Here is a 26,996-nt window from a genome sequence, read left to right on the forward strand (position 1 = left end):
CCGTGAGCGCGCGCATCGTCGTGGCCGGCGCCTCGATGGCCGGTCTGCGCGCCGCCGAGCAACTGCGCGCGGCGGGCTGGACCGGCGCGATCACCCTCGTCGGCGACGAACCGCACATGCCCTACAACCGGCCGCCCCTGTCCAAGGAGGTCCTGGCGGGCAGGGCCCCCTTCGAGTCCCTCGCCTTCCGGCCACGCGCCAGCGTGTCCGACGTCGAGTGGCGGCTGGGCAGAAAGGTGGTCGCCGCGGAACTGGACGGGCGGACGGTACGGCTCGACGACGGCACCGAGCTGACGTACGACGGACTGGTCGTCGCCACCGGGATGCGCCCCCGGCGCCTGAACTGCCCCGGACCGCGGGCCGGCCGCCACACCGTCCGCACCCTCGACGACGCCCGGGCGCTGCGCGAGGAGCTGATCCGGCCCGGTGCCCGGGTCGTCGTGATCGGGGCCGGGTTCATCGGCTGCGAGGTCGCCGCGACCGCAGTGGGCCTGGGTGTCGCCGAGGTGACGGTCGTCGATCCGCTGCCGCTGCCGATGGCCGGACCGCTCGGAGAACTGCTGGGCCGGGCGCTGCGCAGGCGGCACGAGGAGCGCGGGGTGCGCTTCGCGCTGGGTGCCGCCGTCGCCGCCTTCACGGGCGAGGAGCGGGTGACCGGTGTGGAGCTGCGCGACGGTCGCGTGCTGCCCGCCGACGTGGTGGTCGAGTCGGTCGGCTCGGTCGCCAACACCGAGTGGCTCGAAGGCAACGGGCTCGACCTGAGCGACGGCGTGCTCACCGACGCCTGGCTGCGGGCCGGCGGCCGGCCGGACGTGGTCGCGGTGGGAGACGTGGCCCGGTTCCCCAACGCCCGCTACGACGGTGTGCCGCGCCGGGTCGAGCACTGGTGCATTCCGGCCGACACCGCCAAGCACGCGGCGAGAACGCTGGTCGCCGGGGCCGCGCCGGCGCCCTTCGCGCCGTTGCCCACCTTCTGGAGCGACCAGCACGACTTCCGGCTCCAGTCCTTCGGGGCGCCGGTGCTCGGCAGGCAGGACGTCCGCGTCCTCGACGGCGACCCGGAGGCGGACGTGCTCGTCGGCTACCACCACGACGGCCGGCTCGTCGGTGTCGTCGCGCTCGGCGGCCAGGCCGTGGCCGCGTCCGCCGCCCGTTACCGGGCCGAGCTGCTGAAGCAGCCCGCCCTGACCCTTTCCTGACCGTTCAAGGAGCCTCAAGTGACCGGTGTACGTGGCTTTTTCCCTCCCAAGACGGCGAGCGGCGCGGCGTCGCTGATCCCGTCGCCGCCGTGGCGGTACTCCGGTGACCTGCTCACCGTCGAGTACCGGACGGATCCCTCGCGGGTGCGTGAACTGCTGCCCGAGCCGCTGGAGCCGGCCGACGAGGATCCCGGCGCGGTCGCCCTGATCTGGGCCGACTGGCAGTCCTGTTCGGCGTCCGGGGCGGAACTGCTGGATCCGGTGCGCTCGCAGTACAAGGAGGCCTTCGCGGTCGTGCGCTGCAAGTACCGCGGGCAGACGTACTCGCGATGCGTCCACATCTGGGTCGACAAGGACTTCGCGATCGCCCGCGGGCTGCACCAGGGGTATCCGAAGAAGCTCGGGTCGATCCACCAGACGCGGCCCCATCCTTTCGGCCCCGCGCCCCGGATCGAGGCCGGGGCGCGGTTCGGGGCGACGCTGGCCGCGGCCGACCGGCGGCTGGCCCAGGCCGTGGTGACACTGCGGGAGCCGTCCGAGACGAACGGGTTCGTCAACGGGCACCCGATGGCTCATCACCGGTGGCTGCCGTCGATCGAGAAGGGCAAGGGGCTGGCTCTGGACGAGCTGATCGAGTCCGGGGCGGCGGACTTCGAGGGCGGCCAGCCGTGGGTGGGGGAGGCCGAGCTGGAGCTGTTCGAGGCGCCCACTGAGGAACTGGCCCGGCTGGAGGTCCGGGAGCCGATCGCCGCGTACTACCGGCGGGTGGGAGTGGTGTGGGACGGCGGGCGGCTTCTTGAGTCCGGAACGTCGGGAGCGGCCGCCGAGTGAGGTGCGTCGCCGGGTGCGGACGCGTCGCGGCCGGTCGCGCCCACGGCGGCAGCCGCAAGTCCGACACCGCCCGCGCCCCCGGGCGGGTGCGGTTCCCCCTTCTGAAAAGGAGCCCTTCTCATGGCTGACAGAATCGTCGTCGCCGGTGTGCCCGTCGACACCCGGCACTGGATCGGCGGCCGACGCGTCGCCTCCGTCGAGACCTTCACCGACCACTCGCCCGTCGACGGGCAGCCCATCGGTGAGATCGCCCGTGGCGGCCCCGCCGAAGCCGTGGCGGCCGTCGCCGCCGCCCGCGACGCCTTCCCCGCCTGGGCCGCCACCCCCCGTGCCGAACGCGCCCGGATCCTCCACGCCATCGCCGACGGCGTCGACAAGCGCGTCGAAGAACTCGCGATCGTCGAGACCACGGACAACGGCGCGCTCCTGCGCTCCCACCGCCGTGGCGTCATGCCGCGCGTCGCCCACAACTTCCGGTTCTTCGCGGACTGGCTGCTGCAACTCGACCACGACGACTTCGAGACCCGCGGGCACACCAACCACGTCAGCTGGGACCCCGCCGGGCCCTGCGTGCTGATCACCCCGTGGAACGCACCGCTCATGCTGGCCACCTGGAAGGTCGCCCCGGCACTCGCGGCCGGGAACACCGTCGTCCTCAAGCCCGCCGAGTGGTCCCCGCTCACCGCCTCCCTCCTCGCCGACATCGCGGCCGAGGCCGGGCTGCCCGCCGGTGTGCTCAATGTCGTCCAGGGGTACGGCGCCGAGATCGGGGACGCCCTCACCTCGCACCCCGACGTGCGCCGGATCAGCTTCACCGGGTCCGTGCCCACCGCCCGGCGCATCGCCGCGTCGGCCGCCGCCAACCTGACGCCCCTGAGTCTCGAACTCGGCGGCAAGTCACCCCTGCTGGTGTTCGCCGACGCGGACCTGGAGCTCGCCGTCGAGCTCGCGGTGGAGCAGTACGACAACGCCGGGCAGGTCTGCCTGGCGGGCACCCGGCTGCTGGTCGAGGAGTCGGTCGCCGGTGAGTTCACGCGCCGCTTCGTCGAAAAGGCCACCGCGCTCACGCAGGGCGACCCGCGCGATGAGGGCACCGACATCGGGCCCAACATCCACCCCCGCCAGCTGGAGAAGATCGACGGCTTCGTGCAGCGGGCGCTCGGGGCAGGAGCCCGTGCGGTCATCGGCGGCCATCGCAAGGACGGTCAGTACTACGAGCCGACGCTGCTCACCGATGTCGCCCAGGACTCGGAGATAGTCCAGGAGGAGGTCTTCGGCCCGGTCCTGACCCTGCAGACCTTCGCCGGCGAGGACGAGGCCGTCCGCCTCGCCAACGACACCCGCTTCGGCCTGGCCGCCACCGTCGTCACCGGTGACCCCGGTCGCGCCGAACGCGTCACCGCGCAGCTCGTCGCGGGCACCGTCTGGGTGAACTGCTTCTTCGTCCGCGACCTCCGGGCACCCTTCGGCGGCTCCCGCCTCTCCGGTGTCGGGCGCGAGGGCGGCACCTGGAGCTTCGACTTCTACTGCGACCTGAAGAACACCGTCACCGCACCGAAGGGCTGGAAGGACCATGGGTGAGATCGTCGGGGCGGGGCTTCTCGCCCACGTCCCCACCATCGTGCTGCCGGAGGCCGACCGGCTGGAGCTGAACGAGGGCAAGGAGATCACCCTCGTCACCGGCCTGCGCGAGCTGCGCAGGGACGTCTTCGAGCGGGACGGCGCCGACCACTACGACACCGTCGTGGTACTGGACTCGCACTGGGCGACGACCGTCGAGTTCGTTGTCACGGCACAGCAGCGCAGGGCGGGGCTGTTCACCTCCGAGGAGCTGCCGCGCGGGATGTGCCGGATGCCGTACGACTTTCCCGGTGACCCCGAACTCGCCCACAACATCGCCTCGTTCGCCGACCGGCACGGCACCTGGATCACCGCGATCGACGACGAGTACCTGCCCATCTTCTACGCCACCGTCAACCTCTGGAAGTTCCTGGGGGAGGGCCTGCCCGACAAGCGGTGGGTGACCATCGGGGTGTGCCAGACCGGCGACATGGAGGACCATCTGCGGCTCGGCCGGGCGCTCGCCGACGGTATCGCCGCGACCGAGGGGCGGCGGGTGCTGCTCATCGCCTCCGGCGCCCTCTCGCACACCTTCTGGCCGCTGCGCGAGCTGCGCGACCACGAGGCAGGCGACCCGGTGCACATCCGCACCCCCCAGGCGCGGGAAGCGGACCACGAGCGCATCGAGTGGTTCAAGGAGGGCCGTCACGACAAGGTCCTCGACACCATGGACGAGTTCTGGAAGTTCAAGCCCGAGGCGAGGTTCGCCCACTACCTGATGATGGCCGGCGCCCTCGGCGAGCAGGCCTGCACCGCCCCGGCCCGGCAGTACGGCGAGTACGAGAACTCCATCGGCACCGGCCAGGTCCACCTCTGGTTCGACCGGCCCGCCGACGGCTGGACCGGCACCGGAGCACCCCTGCCCGGTGCGCCCCGCAACCCGCACCGTCGCCCCTAGGGAGGCCGCCATGGCTGCTTTTTCTGATTTTTCTGAGTATCGCCGTATCCTCCTGGACGGCGCCGCCGTCCAGGTCACCGTCGACGGTGACGAACTCGTCGCCGGGGACGGACGCCGCGTCAGGACCGAGGAGGCGCGGCATCTGCCCCCGGTCGTGCCGTCCAAGGTGATCGCCGTCCATCTCAACCACCGCAGCCGGGTCGAGGAGTTCCGGATCGGGCTGCCCGGCACCCCGACCTACTTCCACAAGCCGACCTCCGCCCTCAACTCCCACCGGGGTGCCGTCGTCCGGCCCGAGGGCTGCAAGTGGCTCAACTACGAGGGCGAGGTCGCCATCGTCATCGGGAAGACCGCACGGAACGTCCCGCCCGGGCGGGCGGGGGAGTACATCGCCGGGTACACGGTCGCCAACGACTTCGGGCTGCACGACTTCCGGGACACCGACGCCGGGTCCATGCTCCGGGTGAAGGGGTCGGACACCCTGTGCCCGCTGGGCCCCGGCCTGGTCACCGACTGGGACTTCCACGGCAAGCGGCTGCGCACGTACGTCAACGGCGAGGTCGTCCAGGACGGCTCCACCGACGAGATGACGTGGGACATGCACTACCTCGTCGCCGACATCGCCCGCACCATCACCCTTTACCCCGGCGACGTGCTGCTGTCCGGCACTCCGGCGAACTCCCGGCCCGTCCGCCCCGGCGACGTGGTCGAGGTCGAGGTGGAGGGCCTGGGGCGGCTCACCAACCACATCGTCACCGGACCCACCCCGATCCGCACCGACGTCGGCGCGCAGCCCACCGAGTCCGAGGAAGTGCTGTCCACCGCGCTCGGCGGCGACTGGGAGTTCCGTGGCGTCCGCGCGCCCCGCAGGTAGACGCCGGCCCAGGCGCCGGGACCCGGCGGGTAGGGTCGCGACCATGACCGAATCCGCCGAGACCTCGCACCAGCCCGACGACCGGCCCGGCGCCCGGTCGCGCAAGCGGCTCGGCTACGGGGAGGGGCGCGAGGCGCTCCTGAAGGCCGCGGTCCGGGTCGTCGGCGCGCGCGGGCTGCGGCACCTCACCTACCGGGCCGTGGCCGAGGAGGCCGGGGTCACCCACGGCCTGGTCGTCCACCACTTCGGCTCGCGGGACGCGCTGATCGAGGAGTCCCTCGCCTACGCCGTGCGCCTCAGCCTCAGCAGCAGCCTGCTGGAGCCCGGCACCGGCGAGCCCGAGGACTTCGTGGCCGGTCTGACGGACATGGTCGAGGACGACGCGGACGGCCAGGCGTACCAGTACGAGCTGCTCCTCGAGGCCCGCCGCCGGCCCGAGCTGCTGCCGCAGGTCCGGGTGCTCTACGACGAGTACTTCGGCGCCTCCCAGCGGGAACTGGCCCGCATACTGCCCGGCGACGCCGGCCCGGCGTTCAACCGGCTGGTCTTCGCCGCCCTGGACGGCCTGGTGCTGCACCAGCTCACCGGCATCGGCGACCGCGCGCAGACCGAGGCGGCCCTGACCGAGCTGCGTGCCCTGCTGCGCACCCTGGGTGAGCGGCCGCCGGAGAACCGCGACTGAGCGTGCCCGGCCCGAAACCCCCCGTCGCGGTCGCGCCGGGAGTTTGCCATGCCCTGGGCGCAGCGGTTTCCCTGGCGTAAATTCCCCTTCCCACCCCCTTGTCAGATGGATAGTTCAGGCCCACCATGGGGCAACTCGTTTGGCTCAAAACGAAATCTCTCCCTTCCCCTCAGCAGGTGATCCGAGTGGACAGTCAGACGGTCGACGCCTCTCCGCAGGCCGGAGCGGGCCCCCAGCCCGCGGCCACCCTCAAACGCAACGCCCTGGGTGTCCTGGGCATCCTCTTCTTCGTCCTGTCCGCCCAGGCACCGCTCACCGGCATCGCGGGCGCCGTACCGATCGCGGTCGCCGTCGGCAACGGCGCGGGGGCCCCGGCCGCCTACGCCCTCGCCGGAGCGGTGATCCTGCTGTTCTCGGTCGGCTTCGTGGCCATGGGCCGGCACGTCGTGAACGCCGGCGCCTTCTACACGTACATCGGCAAGGGGCTGGGCCGCACGACCGGCAGCGGCAGCGCCGCCGTGGCACTGTTCGCCTACTGCGCGGTCCAGGCCGCGATGTACGGCCTGTACGGATTCACGGTCAGCGGGCTGGTCGAGCACTACAGCGGCGTCCACCTCGCCTGGTGGGTGTGGGCCCTGGTGACCATGGCCGTCGTCCAGGTCCTGGGCGCCGCCGGGATCGAGCTGGGCGCCAAGGTGCTCGCCGTGTTCGTCCTGACCGAGTTCAGCATCCTGCTGGCCTTCGCCCTGGTGACCTTCTTCAAGGGCGGCGGCCCCGAAGGACTCGACTTCGCAGGGACGTTCTCGCCCGGCGCCGTGCTCCAGGGCGCGCCCGGCGTGGCCCTGATGTTCGCCGTCGCCTCGATGTTCGGCTTCGAGGCCACCGCCATCTACGGCGAGGAGGCCCGCGAGCCCCGCAAGACCGTCCCCCGGGCCACCTACCTGTCGGTCGCCGTGGTCACCGGCTTCTTCGCCTTCGTGTCGTGGATGCTGGTCTCGTCGTACGGCCCCTCGAAGGTCACCGCGGCCGCCGGCCAGGCACTGGCCGGCGGCGACTCCACCGTCTTCGTCTTCGCGCCGATCGCCCACCAGTTCGGCGGCTGGGTCAACGACGTGCTGCCGATCCTGCTGGCCACCTCCCTCTTCGCCGGCATCCTCGCCTTCCACAACTCCGCCAACCGCTACCTGTTCTCCCTCAGCCGCGAGGGCCTGCTGCCGGGCCGGCTGCGCACCCTCAACCACCGGCACGCGCCGTGGGCCGCCGGCCTGGCGCAGACGGCGATCGCGGTGCTCCTGGTGCTGCCCTTCGCCGTCACCGGCAAGGACCCGGTCCTCACCCTCTTCTCCTGGTTCAGCGGCATCGGGGTCCTGGCCTGCATGCTGCTGTACTTCCTGACCTCGGTCTCGGTGATCGTCTTCTTCCGCCGCGAACGCCTCGACACCCGGCCCTGGAACACGCTGATCGCCCCGGCACTCGGCGCCCTCGGCATCGCCGCCATGATCTGGGTGATCCTCGCCAACTTCACCACCCTCATCGGCGGCGCCACCACCACGGCCGTCTGGCTCGTCCTCGCCGTCCCCGCCGTCCTGCTCCTCGGGGCGGGCACCGCACGACTCGTCCACGGCCGCTGACAGACCCCATCCGGGCCCGGCCCCGCGGGGGCCGGGCCCCGACCCTCCGACGAGGAACACCATGCTGGACGACACCCACGACGAACTGCTCAGCCGGGCCAAGGCCCTCGACCTGCCCGCACACCACCACATCGACGGCGCCGACGAGCCCGGGAACGGAGCCGCCTTCGCCGTCGTCTCCCCACGGGACGGACAGCTCCTCACCCAGGTCGCCGACGCCGGCCAGGCCGAGGTCGACCACGCCGTGGCCGCCGCCCGCCGCGCCTTCGACTCCGGGCCCTGGCCCCGCCTGGCGCCCGCCGAGCGCGGCCGGATCCTGCTGCGCATGGCCGACCTCCTCGAAGAGCGGCGGGCCGAACTCGCCCTCACCATCACTCTGGAGATGGGCAAGCCGGTCACCGAGTCGTACGCCGTCGAACTGCGCGCCGCCGTCACCACCTTCCGCTGGTACGGGCAACTGGCCGACAAACTGGCCGACGAGTCCCCGCACACCGCCCCCGACGCGCTCGCCCTGGTCACCCGCGAGCCGACCGGAGTCGTCGGCGCGGTGGTCCCCTGGAACTTCCCCCTCACCCTGGCGGGCTGGAAGGTGGCCCCGGCGCTCGCGGCCGGCTGCACGGTCGTCCTGAAGCCGTCCGAGTCCTCCCCGCTGTCCGCACTGCTCCTCGGCCGGATCGGCACCGAGGCCGGACTCCCGCCCGGCGTCCTCAACGTCGTCACCGGCTTCGGCCCGACGGCCGGCCGGGCGATCGGTCTCCACCCGGACGTCGACGTGCTGGCCTTCACCGGCTCCACCGCCGTCGGCCGCCACTTCCTGCGCTACTCCGCCGACTCCAACCTCAAGCGGGTCTGGCTGGAACTGGGCGGCAAGTCGCCCAACATCGTTCTCCCGGACGCCCCCGACCTGGACCGGGCCGCCGCCACCGCCGCCTGGGGGATCTTCTTCAACCAGGGCGAGATGTGCACCGCCCCCTCCCGGCTCCTGGTCCACTCCTCGATCGCGGAGCGGGTGACCGAGGCCGTCGTGCGCCGGGCCGAGGAACTGCGCATCGGCGACCCGCTGGACCCGGCGACCGAGATGGGCGCACTGGCCGGGGAAACGCACCTGGAGCGCGTGCGGGGGCACATCGCAGCCGGGCACGCGCAGGGGGCCCGGCTGCGCACGGGCGGCGACCGCGCCCTGACCGGGAGCGGCGGCAGCTACCTGCGGCCGACCGTCTTCGACCGGGTCGAACCCGGCATGCGCCTCGCCCGCGAGGAGATCTTCGGCCCGGTCCTGTCCGTCCTCGCCTTCGACGACCTGGACGAGGCGGTCCGGCTCGCCAACGCCACCGAGTACGGGCTCGCGGCCGGCCTGTGGACCTCCGACCTGTCCACCGCGCACCGGGTCTCCCGCGCCCTGAAGGCCGGCACGGTCTGGGTGAACTGCTACGAGGAGGGCGACCTGACCGTGCCCTTCGGCGGGATGAAGCAGTCCGGCAACGGCCGGGACAAGTCCGCCCACGCGATCGACAAGTACACCGAACTCAAGACGACCTGGATCCAGCTGTGACCCGTCCGCCGAGGCCGCTCATCGCCGTACCCGCCCGTTTCTCCGCCACCACCTCGGCGCTGCGCTTCGCCGCCGAGGTCAACGCCCGGGCCCTGATCGAGGCCGTGTGGCGGGCCGGCGGCGAACCCGCGAGCATCCACCCCGCCGACACCGACGTGCCCGCCCGGCTCGCCCGCTTCGACGGCGTGCTGCTGCCCGGCGGCGGCGACCTCGCCCCGCACCGCTACGGCGCCGCCGACACCCACGACACCGTCTACGACGTCGACGACCTGCAGGACACCTTCGACCTCCGGGTCGCCCGCCACGCCCTGGAGTCGGGCCTGCCGCTGCTGGCCGTCTGCCGGGGTCTGCAGGCCGTGAACGTGGCGCTGGGCGGCACGCTGGAGCAGGACATGGGCGGTCCGGACCGCAGCCACCGGCACCTGCGTCATCCGGTGGCCGTCCGTCCCGGCTCGTGCCTCGAACAGGCGGCCGGCGAGCAGAAGGTGGACGCCTCCTGCTACCACCACCAGCGGGTGGACCGCCTCGGCGCCGGCCTCACCGTCACCGCGACCGCGGCGGACGGCACCGTCGAAGGTCTGGAACTGGCCGGCGCCCCGGGCTGGTTCACCGCCGTGCAGTGGCACCCCGAGGACACCGCGCACGAGGACCCGGTCCAGCAGCGCCTGTTCGACGCGTTGGTGCGGGCCGCGGCAGAGTGAAGGGGGCCTGGCCGGGCCCCCTTCACTCTGCCGGATCAGGCCTTGGGCCGGCGCCCGCTGCGGCGCGGCGCGGGCTCGGCGCCGCCGAGCAGTTCCCGCCGCCGTTCCTCGCCGTGCTCCTCGACCTGGAGCACGACCCGCCGCAGCAGGTCCGCGAGGGTGCGGCACTCGGCGTCGCTGAGCCCGGCGGTCACGAAGGCCTCCTCCTCGTTGAACGCCGGGAACACCCGCTGCATCAGCTCCTCGCCCTCCTCGGTGAGGCTGAGCAGGACCAGGCGGCCGTCAGCCGGATGTCCGGCGCGGCCGAGCAGCCCACGCGACTCCAGGGTGCGGGCCACCCCGGTGAGCGTGCCCTTGGAGATGCCGGCCTCCTCCGCCACGTGCCGGGTCTCCGACTCGCCCCACACCCACACGACCCAGAGCACCACGAACGCGGTCCAGGTGAGGTCCGAGTCGCGCAGCACGGAGTTCTCCAGGTGCTGGCGCACGGCGGAGGCGGCCCGGTGGATGTTGGCCACGGCCGCCATCTGCTCCCGGCGGACCGGGATGCCGCCGAGCTTCGCCGAGGCGAGCTTCTCGGCTTCGGTGATGGACCGCTGACCGGGCACGGGTGACTCCTTCGCGACCTACCCCAGGACCGTGCGGCGGCCGGCCGCCGCACGGTCGTTCGGCCTCAAATTGTACGGAACGCAGCGTGCCGTCAGCGTGCGGCCGGGTGGGGCAGGTCGTGGGCCTCCAGGCTGATCAGCTGTTCCGCCGTCGGAGCGGTGAGCTCGGCGACCCGCTGCGCCTGGCGCTCGGTCATCTCCTGGAAGATCTGGCGGGCCGAGCGGCCGTTGCCGAAGCCCTCGCCCCGGGGCATGGTCTCGAAGAGCGAGACCAGTTCGGTGCGGGCCGTGGGGGTCAGCTCGTAGCGGTGCCGGCCCGCCTGGAACTCGACGATCGACACCAGCTCGGCCGGCTCGTAGTCCTCGAAGAGGAGGGTGCGGCCGAAGCGGGAGGCGAGGCCGGGGTTGGAGCCGATGAACCGGTGCATGTCGCCGGGGTAGCCGGCGGCGATGACCACCACGTCGTCCCGGTGGTCCTCCATCAGTTTGACCAGGGTGGCCACCGCCTCGGTGCCGAAGTCGTTGCCCGCGAAGGCCGGGGCCAGGGAGTAGGCCTCGTCGATGAAGAGCACGCCACCGAGCGCCCGGTTGAAGGCGGCCGTGGTCTTGGGGCCGGTGTGGCCGACGTACTCGCCCACGAGCGCGGTCCGGTCGACCTCGACCAGGTGGCCCCGGCGCAGCAGCCCGAGGGCCTTGAGGAGACGGCCGTAGAGGCGGGCGACCGTGGTCTTGCCGGTGCCGGGGTTGCCGGCGAACACCAGGTGGCGGCTGAGCGGCGGGGCCGGCAGCCCGGCCTCCTCCCGGCGGCGGACCGTCTGCATGAGCTTGACCAGGGAGCCGACGTCCTGCTTCACGCGGTCCAGGCCGACCAGTTCGTGGAGTTCGCCGAGCAGGTCCTCCAGGTTCTCCTCCTCCGGCTCGTCGGAGTCGCCGGAGCCGTTGGCGGCCTTGGCGGTGGACGCTGCGGAGGGGGCGGCACCGGGTCCGCCGTTCGCCGGGGACGCGGCCACGGTGCCGAAGGTCAGCGGGGTGCCGTCGGCCGTGCAGTCCTCCAGGACCGGCTCGGCGCCCTCGTCGGTGCCCAGCGCCTCCGCGCAGTCCCGGATCCGGCAGTGCCGGAACACCGGGTCGGCGCCCTTGGCGACGTGCAGGGCCGGGAAACCCGCGCTGGTGACGTCGAGCGAGGTGAACGTGCCGCCCGCGCCCTCGGCCAGGAACACCCCGTTCTTGCCCGGGCGGTCGATGTGCAGCCCCGTCACCTCCGGCCTGGCGCCGGTCCACACGACGGCGCCGGAGCCCGCGCAGTCCTCGACCCGGCCGCCGGTCACCGTCGCCTCGGCGCCCTCGTCGACGACCAGCCCGGCCGCCCCGGCGCCGCTGATCCGGATCCCGGCGAGGGAGACGGCCGCCCCCTTGGCGACCTGCACGCCGATCTCCCTGGTCCCGGTCACCGTGGTGTCCGCGACGGTGCTCCCGGCGGGCGAGCCGATGCCGATCCCGGCGGCGGTCCCGGCGACCCGGCAGCCGGTGAGCGTGGCCACCGCCTGCTCCAGGACACTGACCCCGGTCATGGCGACGTCCGTGATCCCGCAGTCGGTCAGCTCGATCCGGGCCTCGCCCGTGGCGTGCACGCCGTGCTCGGCGCCGCCCCGCACCCGGCAGTCGGCGAGCCGCCCGACGGCCGTGCCGGCGAGATGCACCGCGCTGAAGGTACTCCGGTCGATCCGGCAGTCGGCCAGCTGCGCCTCCGCCGAGCCCGTGACAAGGAGGCCGTTGGCCCCCGCGTCGGCCACGGAACAGCCCGACGCGCTCAGCCGCGCCGTCTCCTGCACCACCAGTCCGCTGGCGGCGGCACCCCGGATCCGGCAGTCGGTCAGCTCGGCCCGCGCCGAACCGGTCAGATGCACCCCCGCCGCACCGGGCGTCTCGATACGCGACTCGCCGGCCGTGGCCTCGGTGGAGTCCTCCAGCAGCAGCCCCGCCCTGCCACTGCCGGCCAGCACCGAGTCGGTCAGCCGCAGCCGGGCCCGGCCGCGCAGCCGCATCCCGGACCCGGTGGTGCGTTCGAGCCGCAGCCGTACGGCGTCCAGGCTCGCGCTGCCGGAGAGGACCACGCCGGTGCCGTCGACGCCGGTCACCGCCGTGTCCTCCAGACGGGCGCGGACACCGCCCGCCAGGTGCAGACCGGCCAGCCTGGCCCCCTCCAGACGGCAGCGGCGCAGTACGACCGCCGTCGTACCGCCCTCCTCGTCCTCCGGGCCCTTCACCTGGACCCGGCCGCCCTCCACCGAGCACTCCTCCAGGACCAGCCCGGCCCCGGGCGACACGCTGACGGCGGGCAGGCCCGCGTCCGGGCCCCACACCGTGATGTTGTGCAGGGCGCAGTCCGGCCCGTCCACGGTCACCGCGGGCGCCTCACCGGGCGGCGCCGCGATCACCACACTGCCCCGGCCGTGCTCGGCCGTGAGCACCACCGCGCGGTCCAGCACCAGGTTCTCCGTCCAGGTGCCGGGGGCGATCACCACCAGATCGCCGGGCGAGGCGGCGCGTATCGCCTCGCCGATGGTGTGGTACGCGCCCCGGCCGCCCTGACCCTTGGGTGCCACGGTGTGACGGGTGGTCATCTACGTTCCTCAGTCCTCGGTGCTCGCCGCTGCCCGGTCACGGTGCCTGGTAGTACGTCGGATTGATGCTCGCACGATACGTACTGGTCAGGTACAGCGACTGGATCGTCTTCTCGAAGACCTTGAAGGGTAGCTGGATCCAGAAGTCGGCGAAGCCCTGGCGGTGGAAGAGCCGGCCGCCCGCGCTCATCACGAACACGTTCTTGACCAGGCCGGTGGTGGCGGCCGTGGTGACGGAGGCGGCCGCGTTGATGCCGCCCTCCCAGACCGCGTCCCCGCCGTGCAGTTTCACGGTCTGCCCGTTGGCGTCGGTCACGCCCCACACGGCCGCGTTCATGCTGCCGTTGACCCAGCCGGACAGCGCGCTGCTGAAGACACCGAACGAGTAGTCGTAGATGCCGCCGCGCCAGCGGGTCGCCGTCTCGTTGCCCGCCCACTCGTTGACCCAGGTCTTGTCGTGGTTGAGCGGACGGCGGGTCCACGGCTTGCCGCCGTCGATGTTGGCGATGCCCGCCTTGAACTGGCCGAGTTTCTCGAATCCGAGGGCGCGGTTCTCGTGCACCGCTGTGCTCAGACCGGTCTTGACGCCCGCGCCGACCGCCGCGTTGGCGAACGACTTCAGAGCGTCCTTGCCGGTGAACGGCTTGTTCTGGACGGCGGCCACGATCCCGTTGACGGCGAGGTTCGCGCCGAACTCCAGGATGAACTCCTGACCGAACTCCAGCGCCGCCTTCTTGGCCACGGTCTGCCAGTACGGCTCGTAACGGGCTTCGCGCAGCGCCGCGTTGCCGTCCGGCAGGACCGTGCCGGACCACGGCATGCGCTGGGCCTCACGGGTGGTGCGGCCCCAGCCGCGGATCTCGGTGAGCGGGCCGCGGAAGTCGTACTCGTTGCCGGTCAGCCGCCAGACGTTGAACGTGTCCCGCTCGAACACCAGGCCGCTGTCGGTGCGCTGGGCGATCAGATCACCGTTCCTGTTGTAACGGTTCCACTGGCCGCGCCAGGCGTCGGTCTCCAGGAACCCGCCGCCGTCCGCCTTGCGCTCGCGCACCACACTGCCGTGGTCGAACTCCTTCCAGACCGAGCCGGCCGGGGCGTTCTGCGTCACGGTCGTGCTGTACACCCGCACCCGCAGCGGTCCTCCGTTGTGCAGCGGGGTCTCGCGCAGGACGGTGGGCGCGGCCTGGCCGGGGACGCGCAGTTCGTCACGGAAGTGCCGGGCGCCCTGCGTCCAGCGGTCCTGCCAGGCACGGCCGTTCCACCAGCGGCGGACCTGCCGGCCGTTGCCCACGGCGATGGGTGTGCCGTTGCGTTCGTGGGCGCCGGCGTGCCAGTCGCCCTGGTTGTCCCGCCAGGCGTCGACATACCGGCCGGAGTCCAGCATCCGGCGCTCGCGGACCAGGTTCCCGCCCGCGTCGTAGTCCCGGTACGAGTCGTCCCAGGGCAGCCGCGAGTCGTTGGAGCCACGGAAGAACTCCCGTCGGCCACTGCCGAGTTCGGTGCCCTGGGCGTCCAGCTCACGCCAGGTCCAGCGGCCCGAGTCGGCGCGGCCGGAGCCCTGGATCACACGTCCGGCGGTGCCGTCCGGGTTGGCATGGCTCTGCCCGACCAGATTGCCGTGCGGGTCCCGGTCCACCCAGGTGCGGTCACCGGTGAACTCCCGCACGACCCCGCCGGGGCGGCCCTCACGGGCGGTCCGGGTGACGCCGCCGGCGTCCTGGTAGACGTCCTGCCAGAGCCTGTCCTCGGGGTCGTTCACGAGCGGCCGGCGGTAGCCCCTGAGGGTGCCGGCCTGCCACGGGTGGTCGGCCGGATCGGCCGGGGCGTGGCCGGGGCGCGCCGCGTGATCGCCGACCTTCAGGGACGTGCCGTCGTGCAGCTTGCCGGTGAAGCGGGCGAAACTCCCGTCGGCGGCCAGGTCCAGGGCGCTGCCGTCCATACCGACGTAGCGCACGCCGGAGGCGGTGACGGTGCCGTCGTTCGCGGTCTTGCTCCAGGTGAACAACTGGTAGGTGTCGTCGCCCCGGACATGGGCGTACGGCGGCCGGACGTGCTCGGCGCCGGCCAGCCAGCGGGTGCGCACCCAGGTCGGCGGGCGCTGCTCGCGCCAGCGGTCGGTGGTCAGGAAGCCGTCGCCGAGGGCCTCGTGTCTGCCGACCTCCTTGCCGTGCGGGGAGTGCCGCTCCCAGGTGGCGCGCAGCGTGCCGTCCGGGTTCATGGCGTGCTCCTGGTACTGGCCGGCCCGCTCGGGCCATTCGGCCGTGCCCCACTGCCGCTGGGCGATCCGGCCGTCCGCGGTGCGGTCGGTCCAGCCGCCGCCGAGACGCTCGGGCGTACGGGGGCCGGAGGCGATCTCCCTGGCCGCGCCGTCGTAACGGTGCCAGGTCCAGGTGCCGTCGTCGGCCCGGACCCCCAGGGTGTGCCCGGTGCCGCCGTCGAACTTCTGCAGCCCGTCGCGGTACTCGCGCACCGTGCGGCCCCGGCCGTCGGTGTCGCGCCAGCCGGTGCCCGCCGTGTCGTAGTGCCGGCTGCCCGTGCCGGCCGGCGTGCCGGTGTCGTCCCAGCGCACCCAGTGGGTACGGGGATTGGTGCGGGCGAAGCCGATCGTGTCGGTCCGGCGGAAGGAGTCGACCACGTCACCGGAGGCACCGGGCAGCACCCGGCGCTCGAAGACCGGCACCTGCTTCTTGGTCGAGCTGAGCAGCTTGACGTGGCCGCCCGCGGCGCCGGACAGGTCGGCGGTGCCGTGGTGGAAGGACCCGGCCGCCACCGGTGCACCGGACCTGGTGGTCCGTTCCCAGGTGCCCGTGGTGTGGTCGACGACGTACCGGTAGTCCGTCCGCCGCCCGTTGTCCAGCACGTTGAAGCCCTGCCGGGCCACGCTGCCGTCGGCGGCCAGGTGCACGAACTCGCCGTGCCGCGGGCTGGTCCGGTCGCTGAACCCGATCCGGGTGGTGCCGTCGGGCCGCCGGACGGCGTCCCAGTGCGCGAGCCTGCCGCCCGCCGCGTCCTCCAGCCAGGCGCCGGGGTGCGCCGCGGTCGGCGGATCGGTGACGAGGAGGCGTCCGCCGTGGCCCGCCGGCAGCGGGGTACCGGTGGCCGTGACGGCGCCCTGGCCGTCGTACCGGGTGAACGTCCCGTCGGCCAGGGTGGTGCGGTGACCGCCGCCGGGCAGCGGGACCGTCTCCTGGACGAACCGTCCGGTGTGCTGGTCGAAGACCTGGTGGCCGCCGCCGGGGCGGGCGATCTCGATGCGGCCGGCCGGGTCGAAGGCGACCACCCGCGCCGGGTCCGCCGCGAAGGCGTCGTCCAGCCAGTGCGCGGCCGCGCCGAGCGGCCGGTCGAGATGCCCGGCCGGTGCGCCGTCCCGCCCGGTCAGCCGCAGTCCGTCACCCGCGAGGTCGCCGTTGGCGCCGAAGGTGCGGTGCCCGGTGTCGTGGACGGTACGGAAGCCGCCGTTGTTCGGCAGCGCGGTGACGGTGTCGGGCAGTCGGTTGCCGTCGGCGTCGGTGAGACGGTGACCGCCCAAGCCGTCGGGCTCGGCGAACCGGCCGCCGCGCGGCCCGCCGGCCGGGTCGGCCAGCGCGGTCGAGGTGCTCACCGGGCGGCCCTGGACGTCGTACAGCACGGACTCGCCGGTGATGTCGTCGATGGTGCGCGGCCGGTTGCCGCCGACCGCGACCACCCGCTGGGGCAGCGGCCGCCCCGCCGCGTCGGTGAGACGGTGACCGCCCGCGCCGTCCGGTACGACGATCCGGCCGCCGCGCGCGTTCGCCGCCGGGTCGAACAGGGCGAGGCCGGTGTCCAGGTAGCGGCCGTCGGCCGTGAACCTGCTGGTCGCGCCGCTGGTCCCGTCGGTCACCCGGAAGCCGGAGCCGCCGGGCAGCGCGGTGACCGTCTGGGGCTGCCGGGCACCGGACGTGTCGGTCAGCGTGAAGCGGCCCGTGCCGTCGTCGGCCAGGAACCGCTCCCCGCGGGTGCCCCGCGGGTCGGTCAGCGAGACACCGGTCTCCTGGAGGCGGCCCCGGCCGTCGTGGCGTACGGACACCCAGGTCGTCTCGTCGGTGACCCTGATGCCGTTCCCGTCACCCAGGTCCTGCACCCGCAGGTCCAGCCGGTTGCCGGCCAGATCGGTGACATGGACGCCGGCGCCGTCGGTGACCCGCACCCGGTCGGTTCCGGCGGGGACGCCGTCCCGGCCGGTGAGCTGGACGCCCTCGTCGAGCTGGCGGCCCAGGGCGTCCACGCGCCGGGTGACGCCGGTGTCGAGACGGGTGATCCGCGTGGTGCCGCCGGGCAGCGCGAAGGCGGTCAGCCCGTCCGCTCCCAGGCCGTGCACCGTCACGGCCTGGCGTGCGCCGTGGCCGTTGATGTCCGTGTGCAGACGCAGCCCCGTCGGCCGGCCGTCGGCCGCGTACAGCGGCATCTCGTAGGCGATCCGGTCGCCGTTCGCGGTGTACGTGTCGACGGTGTCCGCCTGAGTGTGCCGGACGTCGAAACCGCCGTCCGGCCGGGCGACGACCGTGCGCGTCGGGTCCGGGTGCAACTGCTGGTCGACCACCCGCAGCGTCACGGCGCCGTCCTGGCCGACGCTCCGCTCGACGGTCAGGCCGTTCGGCCCGCTCACGCCCGAGTTGTTCAGAGCGATGTGGTTGACCGCGGGCGGGGCGGTGTCGGGCAGCGTCTCCTGCTGGCCCGCGCCGAGCGTCGCGCCGCGGTGGGTGACCGCCTCCGTCTGGATCTGCTGGATCCGGGCCTCGATCTCGGCCGGCTGGACACCGAGGTCCTGCAGGTTCGTGTAGGCGGTGCGGAGCCGGTCCTTGGCGGTGATGAGTTCGTGGTTGAGCTGCGCGTCGAATTCGCTGACGCCCCGTGAGGTGCTGGCTCCGCCCGGCCGGCCGCGCAGGTCCTCGACCCGGTCGAGTTCGACCCGGGCGGACGACAGCTCGACCCAGGCCTCGCGGATCGGCCGGCCCTCGCCGCCCAGGAGTTCGTCGAAACGCGCCGAATCCTCCGCCCACGGCGTCTCCCCGGGCTGCCGGGAGGGCACGGCGGGACCCTTGCCCCGGCTCGGCCGGGCGGGTGCGGCAGGGGCGATGCCGTGGTCGGGCCGGAGGGGTGCGGTGAGGGTGGTGTCACCGGTGTTCCGGAGCGGCGGGGTGCCGTCCAGCAGGCTCAGGGCGTCGTTCTGCCGCTGGGCCTGCGCGGACCTGTCGATGCCGTCGAGCATCGTCTGGAGGCTGGTTCGCGTGTGCGGGGTGGTGCCGCCGGCGGCGAGCGCGGCACGGGCGCGGCCGGCCAGGTGGTCCCCGTCGCCGCCGAGCCGCCGGAAGTCGTCCAGCAGCCGGTAGGCGTCCGCCTCGGCCCGCACCTGGTTCAGCAGCTGTTCCACTCCCGCGCGGCGGACCGAGTCCGGGCGCTCCCGCAGGAAGCGTCCGGCGGCGTCGGCCAGGTCGTCGAGGGCCTGGGCCCGCTGCGCCAACCGGTCGGCGGGGACGTCGTGGAAGGCGGCGAGCGCCCGGTCGACGTACCGGATCTGCGAGCGGGCGCGGATGCCGTTCTCCCGGTACGTGCTACGGCGGAAGGCGGCCTGGTCGAGGAGGTCGGGTGCGGCCGGGTGGGCGCTGCCGGGCGCCGTCGTCCCGGTGGTGTCGCCGGTCCGCCGGGGCGGCCCGAGCACGTCGTCGAGGACGGCGTCACCGAGTGGCCGCGCGGACCGGCCACCGCCGAGCGGTGTGTCGTCGCCCGGGGGCATCGAGGCGAAGTCGCCGTCGCCGCCACGGTGCGGAGCGGCCGAGCGGATGTCGTCGAGACGTGGTGCGGCCGTGTCGGATTCGGTGGGGTGGGGCGGGGTGGTGCCGGTGTCCACGGGACGGGGTGTGTGCGTCTCGGGGCCGACGAGGTGCGGTGCGGTGGTGTCGGAGAGGTACTGCGGTGCGGTCTCCGCGTCGAGGGGGTGGGTGGCGGCGCCGTGGCCCGTCGCGTGCGGGACGCTGGTGTCTCCCTCCTTGGCCGGCGGCGGGGGCGTCTCGGAACCGATGCCGTGCGGGGCGGGTGACCGCGTGTCGGTGTCGTGGGGTGCCGGGGGCTTGGTGTCGGTGCTGTGCGGCGCCGGGGACTTGGTGTCGAGGTCGTGGGGTGACGGAGACGCCGGGGGCAGGGGGTCCGTGTCGGCGTGGTGCGGGGCCGGTGAGCCGGTGCCGAGGTCGTGCGGCGCCGGGGAGGTGGTGTCCGGGCCGCGGGGCGGGAGGCCGTCGCCGGTGAGTGCGGGGGCCTTGGTGTCGGGGCCTGACTGGGTATGGGGAGACTGGGGCTGGGCGTGGGCCGGGGCCGGGTGGACGTCGGTCGCACCGGACACGGACGGCGTCGCCGCCTTGGCGTCGGCGCCCGGCGGCAGGAACAGCCGGCGGCCGTCGTCCGTGAGGTGGAGGCCCGCGGTGTCGCCACGGACCAGTCCCGCCTTGGACAGGTGCTTGAACGCCTTGTCGAAGGCGGTCCTGCCCAGGTCGACGGCCGCCGTGGTCTGCGCGCCGTCCTTGGAGTTCGGCAGGGCCCGGAAGCCGTCCGAGTTGCCGAGCGCCCGGACCATCTTCCTCATCGGCTCGGTGATGCCCGGCACAGTGTTGAACGCGTCCTCGGCCGCCTGCGGAAGTTTGCTCAGGTCGGGGCCGTTCGCCGCCGCGGCCGACGAGGAGGTCCCGGCGCCCTGGTTCTTGCCCGGCCTGGGCTGCGCCTTCACCGCGTCCGGGTCGGGCTGGTGCTTCAGGGCGTCGATACGTCCGTTGATGTCGTCGAGAAGCTTCACCCGCTCGTCGAGCAGGCCCTTCGCCATGTCCTTGCGGGCGCCCTGGGCGATGGCGTGGAACTCCTGCGTCAGCTTGACCGACTGCTCGGCGAGGGGATGCGCCTTGTTGAGGTTGTAGCGCTGCGCCTTCCTGTTGCCGCTGATGACGGCGTTGTCGGCCTGGCGCAGCTTGTCCGACGCCTCGTCGAACGCCTTGCCCGCGGCCCGCGCGGCCGGGTCCACCGTCCCGTCGGCGAGATAGCGCCCGTCGCCGTCCGCGTCGTGGACCATGAGCGGTTTCGGCCACTCGGAGCCGACATGGCTCTCGAACGGGTTGATGGGCAGTCCGGAGCCGAACTTGGCCTCCGGCCGGTACAGCTTGGAGACGACCGCGCCCATCTTCTCCACGTCGGCCGGGTCCATCTTCTCCACGCCGGCCAGCCCGTCGGCGAGCCTGAGGACGTCGTCCCTGAAGCCGCCGCCGATTTGGTGCACCTCGCGCACCACCGACAGGGCGAGCGCCTCCCGGACGTGCGCGCCGTGGAAGACCTCCTGGTCGAAGGAGACCGTGCGGGAACCGCCGCCGCCCGGGTACTCGTACGTCCAGCGGGCCCGCTTGCCCATCTCGTCGAAGCCGTCGTCGTACTTGGCGCTGCGGACGGTGTCGTCGCCGAACTTCAGGTCGCGCATCGTCTCGCGGTCCAGCGGGTGCAGCTGGTCGTGCAGCGACACCCAACCGCCCTTCTCCTCAAGGACCTTGGCGTCGAAGACGAGCGTGGTCGGCCCGTACCGCGTCGCCATCGGCTTGTCGCCGGCCTCCATCCGGAAGAAGACGAAGTCGTCGTTGCCGAGGTTGGAGGTGTTCTTCGCCGAACTCTTGCCGGAGGCCAGGAACCTGATGCCCCGTCGGGCCAGGTCGCCCTGGGAGGACATGACTCCGCTGTTGGAGATGGCGTGGTAGGCCGGAGTCGCGTGCTTGATGCGGTAGGGCAGGTTCTCCAGGCTGGTGAGGAGCTTCTCGAACTGCGCGCGTTCCGTCTGCGGCAGGCTGTTCAGCAGATTGCCGACGTCCTGGCGCAACTGCTTGATGTTGCGCTCGGACAGCTTCTGCACGAACTCCGTCTGCTGGGACTTGGAGAGCTTGTCGAAGTCCTGGAAGTCGTCGAAGACCTGCTTCCACTGGGCCTCGGAGCCGGGCAGCTCCGCCTTCCACTGCAGGCCGGTGGGCACCTCGGCGTACGCCTTGTCGGTACGGAAGCGGCGGGCGATGGCCGGCATGTCGCGCTGCAGGCGGGTGATCGAGGCCTCGGTGCCGAGGAAGCCTTTGAGGACGATGGACTCGCCGGGCCTGGCGGCCTTGACGGCCTCGTCGACCGTCCTGGCGAGCTGATGGGCCACGGTGGAGACAGGGGCGTGCTCGTTGCGCAGGGTGTAGACGCCGCCCAGTTCGGCGGCGTCCTTGACGAAGCCCTGCAGGGAGGCGTCGAGGGTGTGGGCGGCCTTGTCGAGGGTCTGGGCGAGGCTCTGGAGTTCCTGCGGGCTCTTCGTGTCCGCCTTGACCAGGTCCTCCAGTTCCTGGGTGAGTGCGCGCAGGCCGCTCGACTGCTCCTGGATCTCCTTGCCGGTCCTGATGAACTGGTCCGAGCGGGCGGCTTCCGGCGCCTGACGGGCCTCGGTGTCCAGCCGCAGGGCGTGTTCCTGGAACCGCAGGGCCCGCTGGATGTCACCGGCACCGGCGAACTGGTCGACCAGCAGGTTGAGGTCGCGCTGGGAGAGCCGGCCCTCGGTCAGCGCCTGCGTCATGGCGTCGTCCAGCCGGAGCGTGGTCGCGGTGGCCTCCTCGTTCGCCTTGGCCAGGGCCGCCTCCGCCGCGTTGCGCTGCTTGGGGCCGGCGTTGGCGAGGTTCATCTCGGCCTGGTGCAGGCCGCGCTGAGCCTCGGTGTGCTCGCCGAGGATCTCGGCCAGCCGCTGCGGAGGCGTCGCCGAGGTGGCCGCCTGAGTCTCGCTGTGGAGGGTCGGAGCGGAGTGGGTGGGCGCGGGAGTCGCGCTGTCGGAGGGCAGGGCCGTGCCGCCGAGCGCGCGGGGCCGCTCGTTCAGACTGAGCCGGCGCAGGTCGGCGAGGTCGGCCTCCATCCGTACCGGGTCCACTCCGAGGTCGGTCAGCCGGGTGTGGGTGGCGTCGTAGTGCTGCCGGGCGGTGTCGACGTTCCGGCGGGCGCTGATCTCGGCGGCGGTGGGGCCGTTGGAGCTGCCCGCGTGGCCGTTGGACGGCAGCAGGTCCTCGGCCCGGCCCAGGTCGTAGCGCGCCTGGACATGGTCCCGCCAGGCCTCGCGGCGGGCCTGGCGCAGCGGGTCGTCCGCGTGGCCGAACAGCGCGTCGACGCGCTGCCCGTCCCGGAACCAGGCCTCCTCGATCTGGGCCGGGGACAGCCGGGTTCCCCGCCCCGGCAGCTCCTGGCCACCCACGGGGTGCGCGGTGTCCGGGCGCGGTGCGGGCGTCGTGTCGGGGGTTCCGTGCGCCGTGCCCGGCAGGGCCGTCTCCGTGTCCGGCGTGCCTCGGGTCGGGCTCGGGACGGTGGTGTCCGGGTGGGTGGTGGGGTGGGCCGGGGCCGGCACTTCCCTGCCCCATGAGGCGGGGGTCGGCAGGGAGCTGAGCAGTTCGTTGTTGTGGAGGACGTGGCCGCGCAGGTCGGAGGCGAGGTCGTTGAAGCCGTTGCCGCTCCACTCCCGGGTGAAGGTGCGGTCGCCGCCGGTGATCGTGACGGAGACAGCGTTGTCCTGCGCCTTGTGGGTGACCGTGATGGTCATCTCGTCCGTGTAGCCGGGCCGGGTGACGGTGAACGTCTTCACGTCCGGGCCGTCGGCGCTCTCGCGTACGAGCGCGTCGCCGAGGCCTTCCCAGCGGCGCATCGCGTCCTGTCCGAAGGCGTGGCCGAAGTCCTCGAACGCCTCGCCGGAGGGCAGTCCGGACCATTTCTCGTGGATGAGTTTGTCGAGCTGGGCCTCCGGGATCTGTTCGGCCCGCACCGGAACGACGGTGATGCCGTTCTCGACGCGGGCGGGCCCGGTGCGCACGAGCCGGGTCGGGGAGAGGGTGACCTCCCACTGGTCCGGGTTGAGGGCGACGGCGTCCTTAGTGGCCTTGGTGTAGCCGGGCGGGTAGGCCATCGCGAGTCTGCCGTGGTCGGCGGGGACGTCGATCTCGAAGACGACGCGGTTGCTGTTGACGCCGTTCTTCGCCCACTCGGCCTGGAATTCGAAGTGGTTGGAGGTCGAGGCGGGCAGCCGTTCCACGAACACGTCGGCCTGGGCGGCCCGCGGGTCCATGGACACGCCGCGCCATACGGTCATGCGCTGGTTGGGGCCCTCGAACATCAGGTCCTTGGCGACCTTGTTGAACTGTGTGACCTTGCCGACCAGGCCCGGGTTGGCATCCAGGGCGCTCGGGTTGACGAAGCCGCCGTATCCCTTCTTCGAGGTGAACGCGCCGCCGATGACGCCCTGCATGAACAGCTTGGTGTCCTTGTCGACGTCGGCCTTGCCCAGGTGCGCGCGGGCCGCGTGGACGGCGGCGTCCCAGCTGTCCGGTGTCCCCGTGGTGAGGCCGGCCGGGCGGGGCGGCAGGGGGTCGGACGGTGTGGGGGTGCGCAGCAGTTCGCCGGTGGCGCGGTCGTAGACATGGCTGCCCGAGGCCGAGGCGACGACGATCTCGTTCTCGCCGGACAGCCGGGCCGGCCAGGTGCCCGTCGCGTCGGTCACGGAGTCGACGGACTTGCCCGCGACCTTGACGCTCACCCCGCTGAACGGGCCGTCGCCGAAGCGCACGGTCTCCTCGGCGAGCCGGATGCCGCCCAGCCGCTTGAACGTCCAGCTGTGCACCACGGTGCCGCCGACAGCGTCCAGCTGCCGGACGACGAAGCCCATGCCCTGCTTCTCCACGGTGTACAGGCCCGACTCCACCGCGCCACCGTGAAGTTCGGGCGTGCCGCCGCGCGGGGCCTTGACCGCCAGTTGGTGGTCGCCGGGCACCCTGACCACGTTGGGGTCCTTGAGGAGCTCGTCGAAACCGTCGGAGTGAGCGGCGGCAGGTGCGGCCTCGAAGGCGTCACCGCCGTGGCCACCGGAGCCGGGCGGCAGGTCGATCGTGACGCCCTGCCTCTCCACGGTGCCCGCGAAGTCGACGCCCGCGCCGCCCAGGTAGGGGGTGCTCGTCCTGTCGGTGACGACCTTGACCCCGCCGACGTCGTTCCCGGTGTGTCCCAGGGCGGACCCGTCGACCTGCGGTTTGTACCCGTCGGACGGGGTGGCGGCGCCCTGTTCCGGCAGGTGCTCCGGGGCATGCCCGGACGTGCCGGTGGCCGAGCCGGCCAGCCCCTTGTCGGTGTCCGTGTGGGCGGGGGTGCCGGCGAAGGCGGGGGTCTCGGTGGCGCGGGCGCTGCGGCCGGTGTCGACGAGGTCGAGGGCCGAGTGGCTGCGGTCGCCGCCGGGGCCCGGGTGCCCGGAGCCGCCGACAGGGGCCGGCGCCGGCTCGTGCGTCCCGGCGCCGACCGTGAGCCGGTCGGGGGTCATGGGGCCCGTCGGGCTCGTCGTCAGCCGGTCCGGGGTGGCCGGGGTGATCGTGAGCCGGTCCGGCGTGCCGGGCGCCTGGGACGGCGAGCCGTGCGGCAACTGCCCCGACGGGGTGCCGGAGTGCGGCGAGCCCGGCTGGTGGACGAGTTCGTCGAGGTGGAGGCGGGTCTGGTTGGCACCGAGGGCGCTGGTGGTGCGCTCGGCGATGGCGTTGCCGGTGCCGGGCGTCACGGGGGAGTGCGGGGTGTTGTGGCGGGTGCCGGCCAGCAGGTCGAAGGCCGAGACCCCGGTGTCGACGTGGCCCGGCCCGCCGTGCCCGATGCCGGCCGGGGAGGGGTGGGCGACGGTCGTGGGGCCGGTGAGCAGGCTGTGCGGCGCCGTCACGTCGTGCGGGGCGCCCGGCGCCGGGGCCGAGTCGAGCGCGGTGTGGGCGATCGTCGTGCCCGGGGTGCCGGTCAGTGTGGTGTGGCCGGCGCCGATGCCGGGGGCGCCCGGTGCGTGCACGGTGCCCACGCCCGTGGTGCCGGTGAACGCGGAGTGCACGGTGCCCGCGGCCGGGTTGCCGGTCGACAGGTCGCCGAGCGTGGCCGCGACCGGCGGCGGTGTGGCATGGGTACCGGTGAGGACGGTGCCGCCCGGCGTGTGGGCCGTGTTGTGCGCGCCGCCCGGCAGCAGCACGTCGGTGTGGGAGGTGACGGCCGTGGGCGTCGGGGGCAGCCCGGTGAGCGTGGTGTGGGCGCCCTCGGAGACGGCGGTCACCGGCGTGTTGGTGATGCCGTGGGTGGCGGCGGGGACCCCGGCCGAGGCGGGCACGTGCAGGCCGGACGCGGTGGTGACCGTCGGCGTGGCGCCGGCGCTCACCCCGAGCTCCGTGTGCCCGCCGAGGGCGCCGAAGTTCTCCACGCGCACGCTGCCCAGCTGCACATGGGGCATGTCGACCAGCGCGTCCACCGTGCGCGCCGCGTGGACGCCGAAGTTGCCGCGGTGGGCGATGGCGCCGACGTCTCCCAGGTTCAGGGTCGGCGGCCGCAGGGCCGAGGTGACGTCCAGCTGCGTACCGGGGATGTGGAGGTCGAGGTTGCGGATGCTGCTCTGTCCGGAACCCGCCCCGAACCGCACCTCGTTGAGCTGGATGCGGGGCATGTCGACCAGGGCGTCCACGGTGCGCGGGTCGACCGGGACGGAGCTGATCGTGCGGCCGATCGCACCGGTGATCGGAGCGCCGAAGACGTGCTGCCCGAGCACACCGCGGTCGAAGAGGCCGATCCGCAGGGCGCGCGCGAAGCCGTACTGGCCGATCTCCGCCGCGTCCACCGGCAGGAAGATCCGCAGCCACTTGGTGCCGCCGAACTCCTGGCCCACCCACCCCTTGGTGGCCTGCCAGCCACGGGACAGGGTCTCGGGCAGCCCGCGCACGAACCCGGGAATCGCCTTGAAGCCCTGCACGACGGTCAGGCCGAGGGAGTTGACGCCGCGGCCGATGACGTTGGGCAGGTTGTGGATGCCGTCCAGCACCCACAGGCCCCCCTTGTAGACCCAGGTGCTGCCGAGCCGCACCAGGTCCCTGAGGCCGAGCAGCAGGGTGGTCGGGCGGAACCCGTTGGTGAACAGGTTGCGCAGGGCCTGGAAGGTGCCCCGGGCGATGTTGGCGAAGCCCTTGGCGAAGGCGGTCGTACCGACGCCCTTGATGATCTGGAAGATCGGCAGCGCCTTGGTGGTGGGCGCCAGGATGCCGAGTCCGGCGAGGAAGAGGTCGAGGAAGCTGGCGTCGCCGTTGGCGAAGTCGACGATCGTCTTGATGAAGAGAGTCAGGTTGACGCCGAGGGCGAGCAGCGCGATCGGGCCGCCGAAGATCAGCGCGGGCACGATCAGGATGATCGCCAGCCACTGGAACGCCTCCCAGAAGACCTGGCACTTGGAGATCGGCAGCTGGATGTCGGAGACACTCGAGATGCTGCCCGCCGCCGCGGCCGCGCCCTCGCCGTGCTCGGTGCCGGCCTGCCGGGCCGTGGCGGCGTAGGTCTCCCGGTCCGGGGAGTCCTCGGACAGCCCGCGGCCCGAGTTGAGCGCGCCGTCGGCACGGGACTGGAGGTCGACCAGCTTGTCCGCCCAGGTGTTCAGCGCGGACGCCGCGCTCTCGAACGACTGCGCCACGTCCTCGATGTGCCCGCGCAGCCGGCCGTTGACCTTCTCCCGCAGGGCGTCGGCGGCCGCGCCGACGAAGACGCTGTCACCGGCGGTGTTCATGACCGTGTCGATCGCCGTGCTGATCCGCCGGGCCTCGGAGCCCAGGTGGTTGAGCTCGGTGGACAGCGCCCGGATCTGGTCGGGTTCGCCCGGCGTGGGGTCGCTGTCCAGCCCGATCGCGTGCCAGTCGGTCGGGCGTGGCATACGGGTTCCTCCCGGAAGCTGCTGGGCTCGGG

General features: G+C 73.1%; 12 protein-coding genes. 9 read left to right on the forward strand and 3 right to left on the reverse strand.

The genetic code is table 11. The features are described 5' to 3' along the window. Window positions 1–2 precede the first annotated feature (2 nt). The 9 genes from LQ326_RS09130 to LQ326_RS09170 all read left to right on the forward strand — a co-directional run bounded on the left by LQ326_RS09130 (window position 3) and on the right by LQ326_RS09170 (window position 9,988). Window positions 3–1,199 carry an NAD(P)/FAD-dependent oxidoreductase gene (locus tag LQ326_RS09130; RefSeq protein WP_234534473.1) on the forward strand — a complete coding sequence of 399 codons (1,197 nt, stop codon included), beginning with the start codon at window positions 3–5 and terminating at the stop codon, window positions 1,197–1,199. 18 nt (window positions 1,200–1,217) lie between these two features. After that, the gene (locus LQ326_RS09135) at window positions 1,218–2,030 is read left to right on the forward strand and encodes an acetoacetate decarboxylase family protein (protein ID WP_234534475.1); all 813 of its coding nucleotides are present in this window, start codon (window positions 1,218–1,220) and stop codon (window positions 2,028–2,030) included. A 120-nt stretch (window positions 2,031–2,150) separates the two neighbouring features. Then, window positions 2,151–3,611 carry an aldehyde dehydrogenase gene (locus tag LQ326_RS09140; protein ID WP_234534477.1) on the forward strand — a complete coding sequence of 487 codons (1,461 nt, stop codon included), beginning with the start codon at window positions 2,151–2,153 and terminating at the stop codon, window positions 3,609–3,611. Beyond that, entirely contained in the window at window positions 3,604–4,548 is a 945-nt protein-coding gene (locus LQ326_RS09145) for a 3,4-dihydroxyphenylacetate 2,3-dioxygenase (RefSeq protein WP_234534479.1), read from the forward strand. The genes LQ326_RS09140 and LQ326_RS09145 overlap by 8 nt, the downstream gene beginning before the upstream one ends. 10 nt (window positions 4,549–4,558) lie before the next feature. Beyond that, window positions 4,559–5,422: a fumarylacetoacetate hydrolase family protein gene (locus LQ326_RS09150; RefSeq protein ID WP_234534481.1), complete on the forward strand. Its 864-nt coding sequence runs from the start codon at window positions 4,559–4,561 to the stop codon at window positions 5,420–5,422. A gap of 43 nt (window positions 5,423–5,465) precedes the next feature. Continuing rightward, window positions 5,466–6,104, forward strand: a complete 639-nt coding sequence (locus tag LQ326_RS09155) for a TetR/AcrR family transcriptional regulator (RefSeq protein WP_234534483.1) — start codon at window positions 5,466–5,468, stop codon at window positions 6,102–6,104. Between the two features lie 185 nt (window positions 6,105–6,289). Further along, window positions 6,290–7,735, forward strand: coding sequence for an APC family permease (locus LQ326_RS09160; RefSeq protein WP_372496786.1), 1,446 nt, complete (start codon window positions 6,290–6,292; stop codon window positions 7,733–7,735). Window positions 7,736–7,796: 61 nt separating this feature from the next. Then, window positions 7,797–9,287 carry an aldehyde dehydrogenase gene (locus tag LQ326_RS09165; protein ID WP_234534487.1) on the forward strand — a complete coding sequence of 497 codons (1,491 nt, stop codon included), beginning with the start codon at window positions 7,797–7,799 and terminating at the stop codon, window positions 9,285–9,287. Beyond that, window positions 9,284–9,988 (forward strand): gamma-glutamyl-gamma-aminobutyrate hydrolase family protein, encoded by a 705-nt coding sequence (locus LQ326_RS09170; protein ID WP_234534489.1) that lies wholly within the window; start codon window positions 9,284–9,286, stop codon window positions 9,986–9,988. Before LQ326_RS09165 ends, LQ326_RS09170 begins: the two co-directional genes overlap by 4 nt. 35 nt (window positions 9,989–10,023) lie before the next feature. Here the strand turns inward: LQ326_RS09170 and LQ326_RS09175 are convergent, their stop codons facing one another. The 3 genes from LQ326_RS09175 to LQ326_RS09185 form a co-directional block, all read right to left on the reverse strand. Further along, the gene (locus tag LQ326_RS09175) at window positions 10,024–10,596 is read right to left on the reverse strand and encodes a MarR family winged helix-turn-helix transcriptional regulator (protein WP_234534491.1); all 573 of its coding nucleotides are present in this window, start codon (window positions 10,594–10,596) and stop codon (window positions 10,024–10,026) included. Between the two features lie 92 nt (window positions 10,597–10,688). After that, a complete protein-coding gene (locus LQ326_RS09180) occupies window positions 10,689–13,220 on the reverse strand; it encodes a right-handed parallel beta-helix repeat-containing protein (protein ID WP_234534492.1) in 2,532 nt (843 codons plus the stop codon). Between the two features lie 37 nt (window positions 13,221–13,257). After that, a complete protein-coding gene (locus LQ326_RS09185; protein ID WP_234534900.1) occupies window positions 13,258–26,964 on the reverse strand; it encodes a hypothetical protein in 13,707 nt (4,568 codons plus the stop codon). Between the last annotated feature and the right edge of the window lie 32 nt (window positions 26,965–26,996).

The organism is Streptomyces shenzhenensis, assembly GCF_021462265.1.
Taxonomy (GTDB): Bacteria; Actinomycetota; Actinomycetes; order Streptomycetales; family Streptomycetaceae; genus Streptomyces; species Streptomyces shenzhenensis.

What these genes read in the sequence shown, in the direction of transcription:
- LQ326_RS09140 (WP_234534477.1), top strand. Translation starts at nt 2,151, where the DNA reads ATGGCTGACAGAATCGTCGTCGCCGGTGTGCCCGTCGACACCCGGCAC.
- LQ326_RS09145 (WP_234534479.1), top strand. Translation starts at nt 3,604, where the DNA reads ATGGGTGAGATCGTCGGGGCGGGGCTTCTCGCCCACGTCCCCACCATC.
- LQ326_RS09150 (WP_234534481.1), top strand. Translation starts at nt 4,559, where the DNA reads ATGGCTGCTTTTTCTGATTTTTCTGAGTATCGCCGTATCCTCCTGGAC.
- LQ326_RS09155 (WP_234534483.1), top strand. Translation starts at nt 5,466, where the DNA reads ATGACCGAATCCGCCGAGACCTCGCACCAGCCCGACGACCGGCCCGGC.
- LQ326_RS09165 (WP_234534487.1), top strand. Translation starts at nt 7,797, where the DNA reads ATGCTGGACGACACCCACGACGAACTGCTCAGCCGGGCCAAGGCCCTC.
- LQ326_RS09180 (WP_234534492.1), bottom strand. Translation starts at nt 13,220, where the DNA reads ATGACCACCCGTCACACCGTGGCACCCAAGGGTCAGGGCGGCCGGGGC.
- LQ326_RS09185 (WP_234534900.1), bottom strand. Translation starts at nt 26,964, where the DNA reads ATGCCACGCCCGACCGACTGGCACGCGATCGGGCTGGACAGCGACCCC.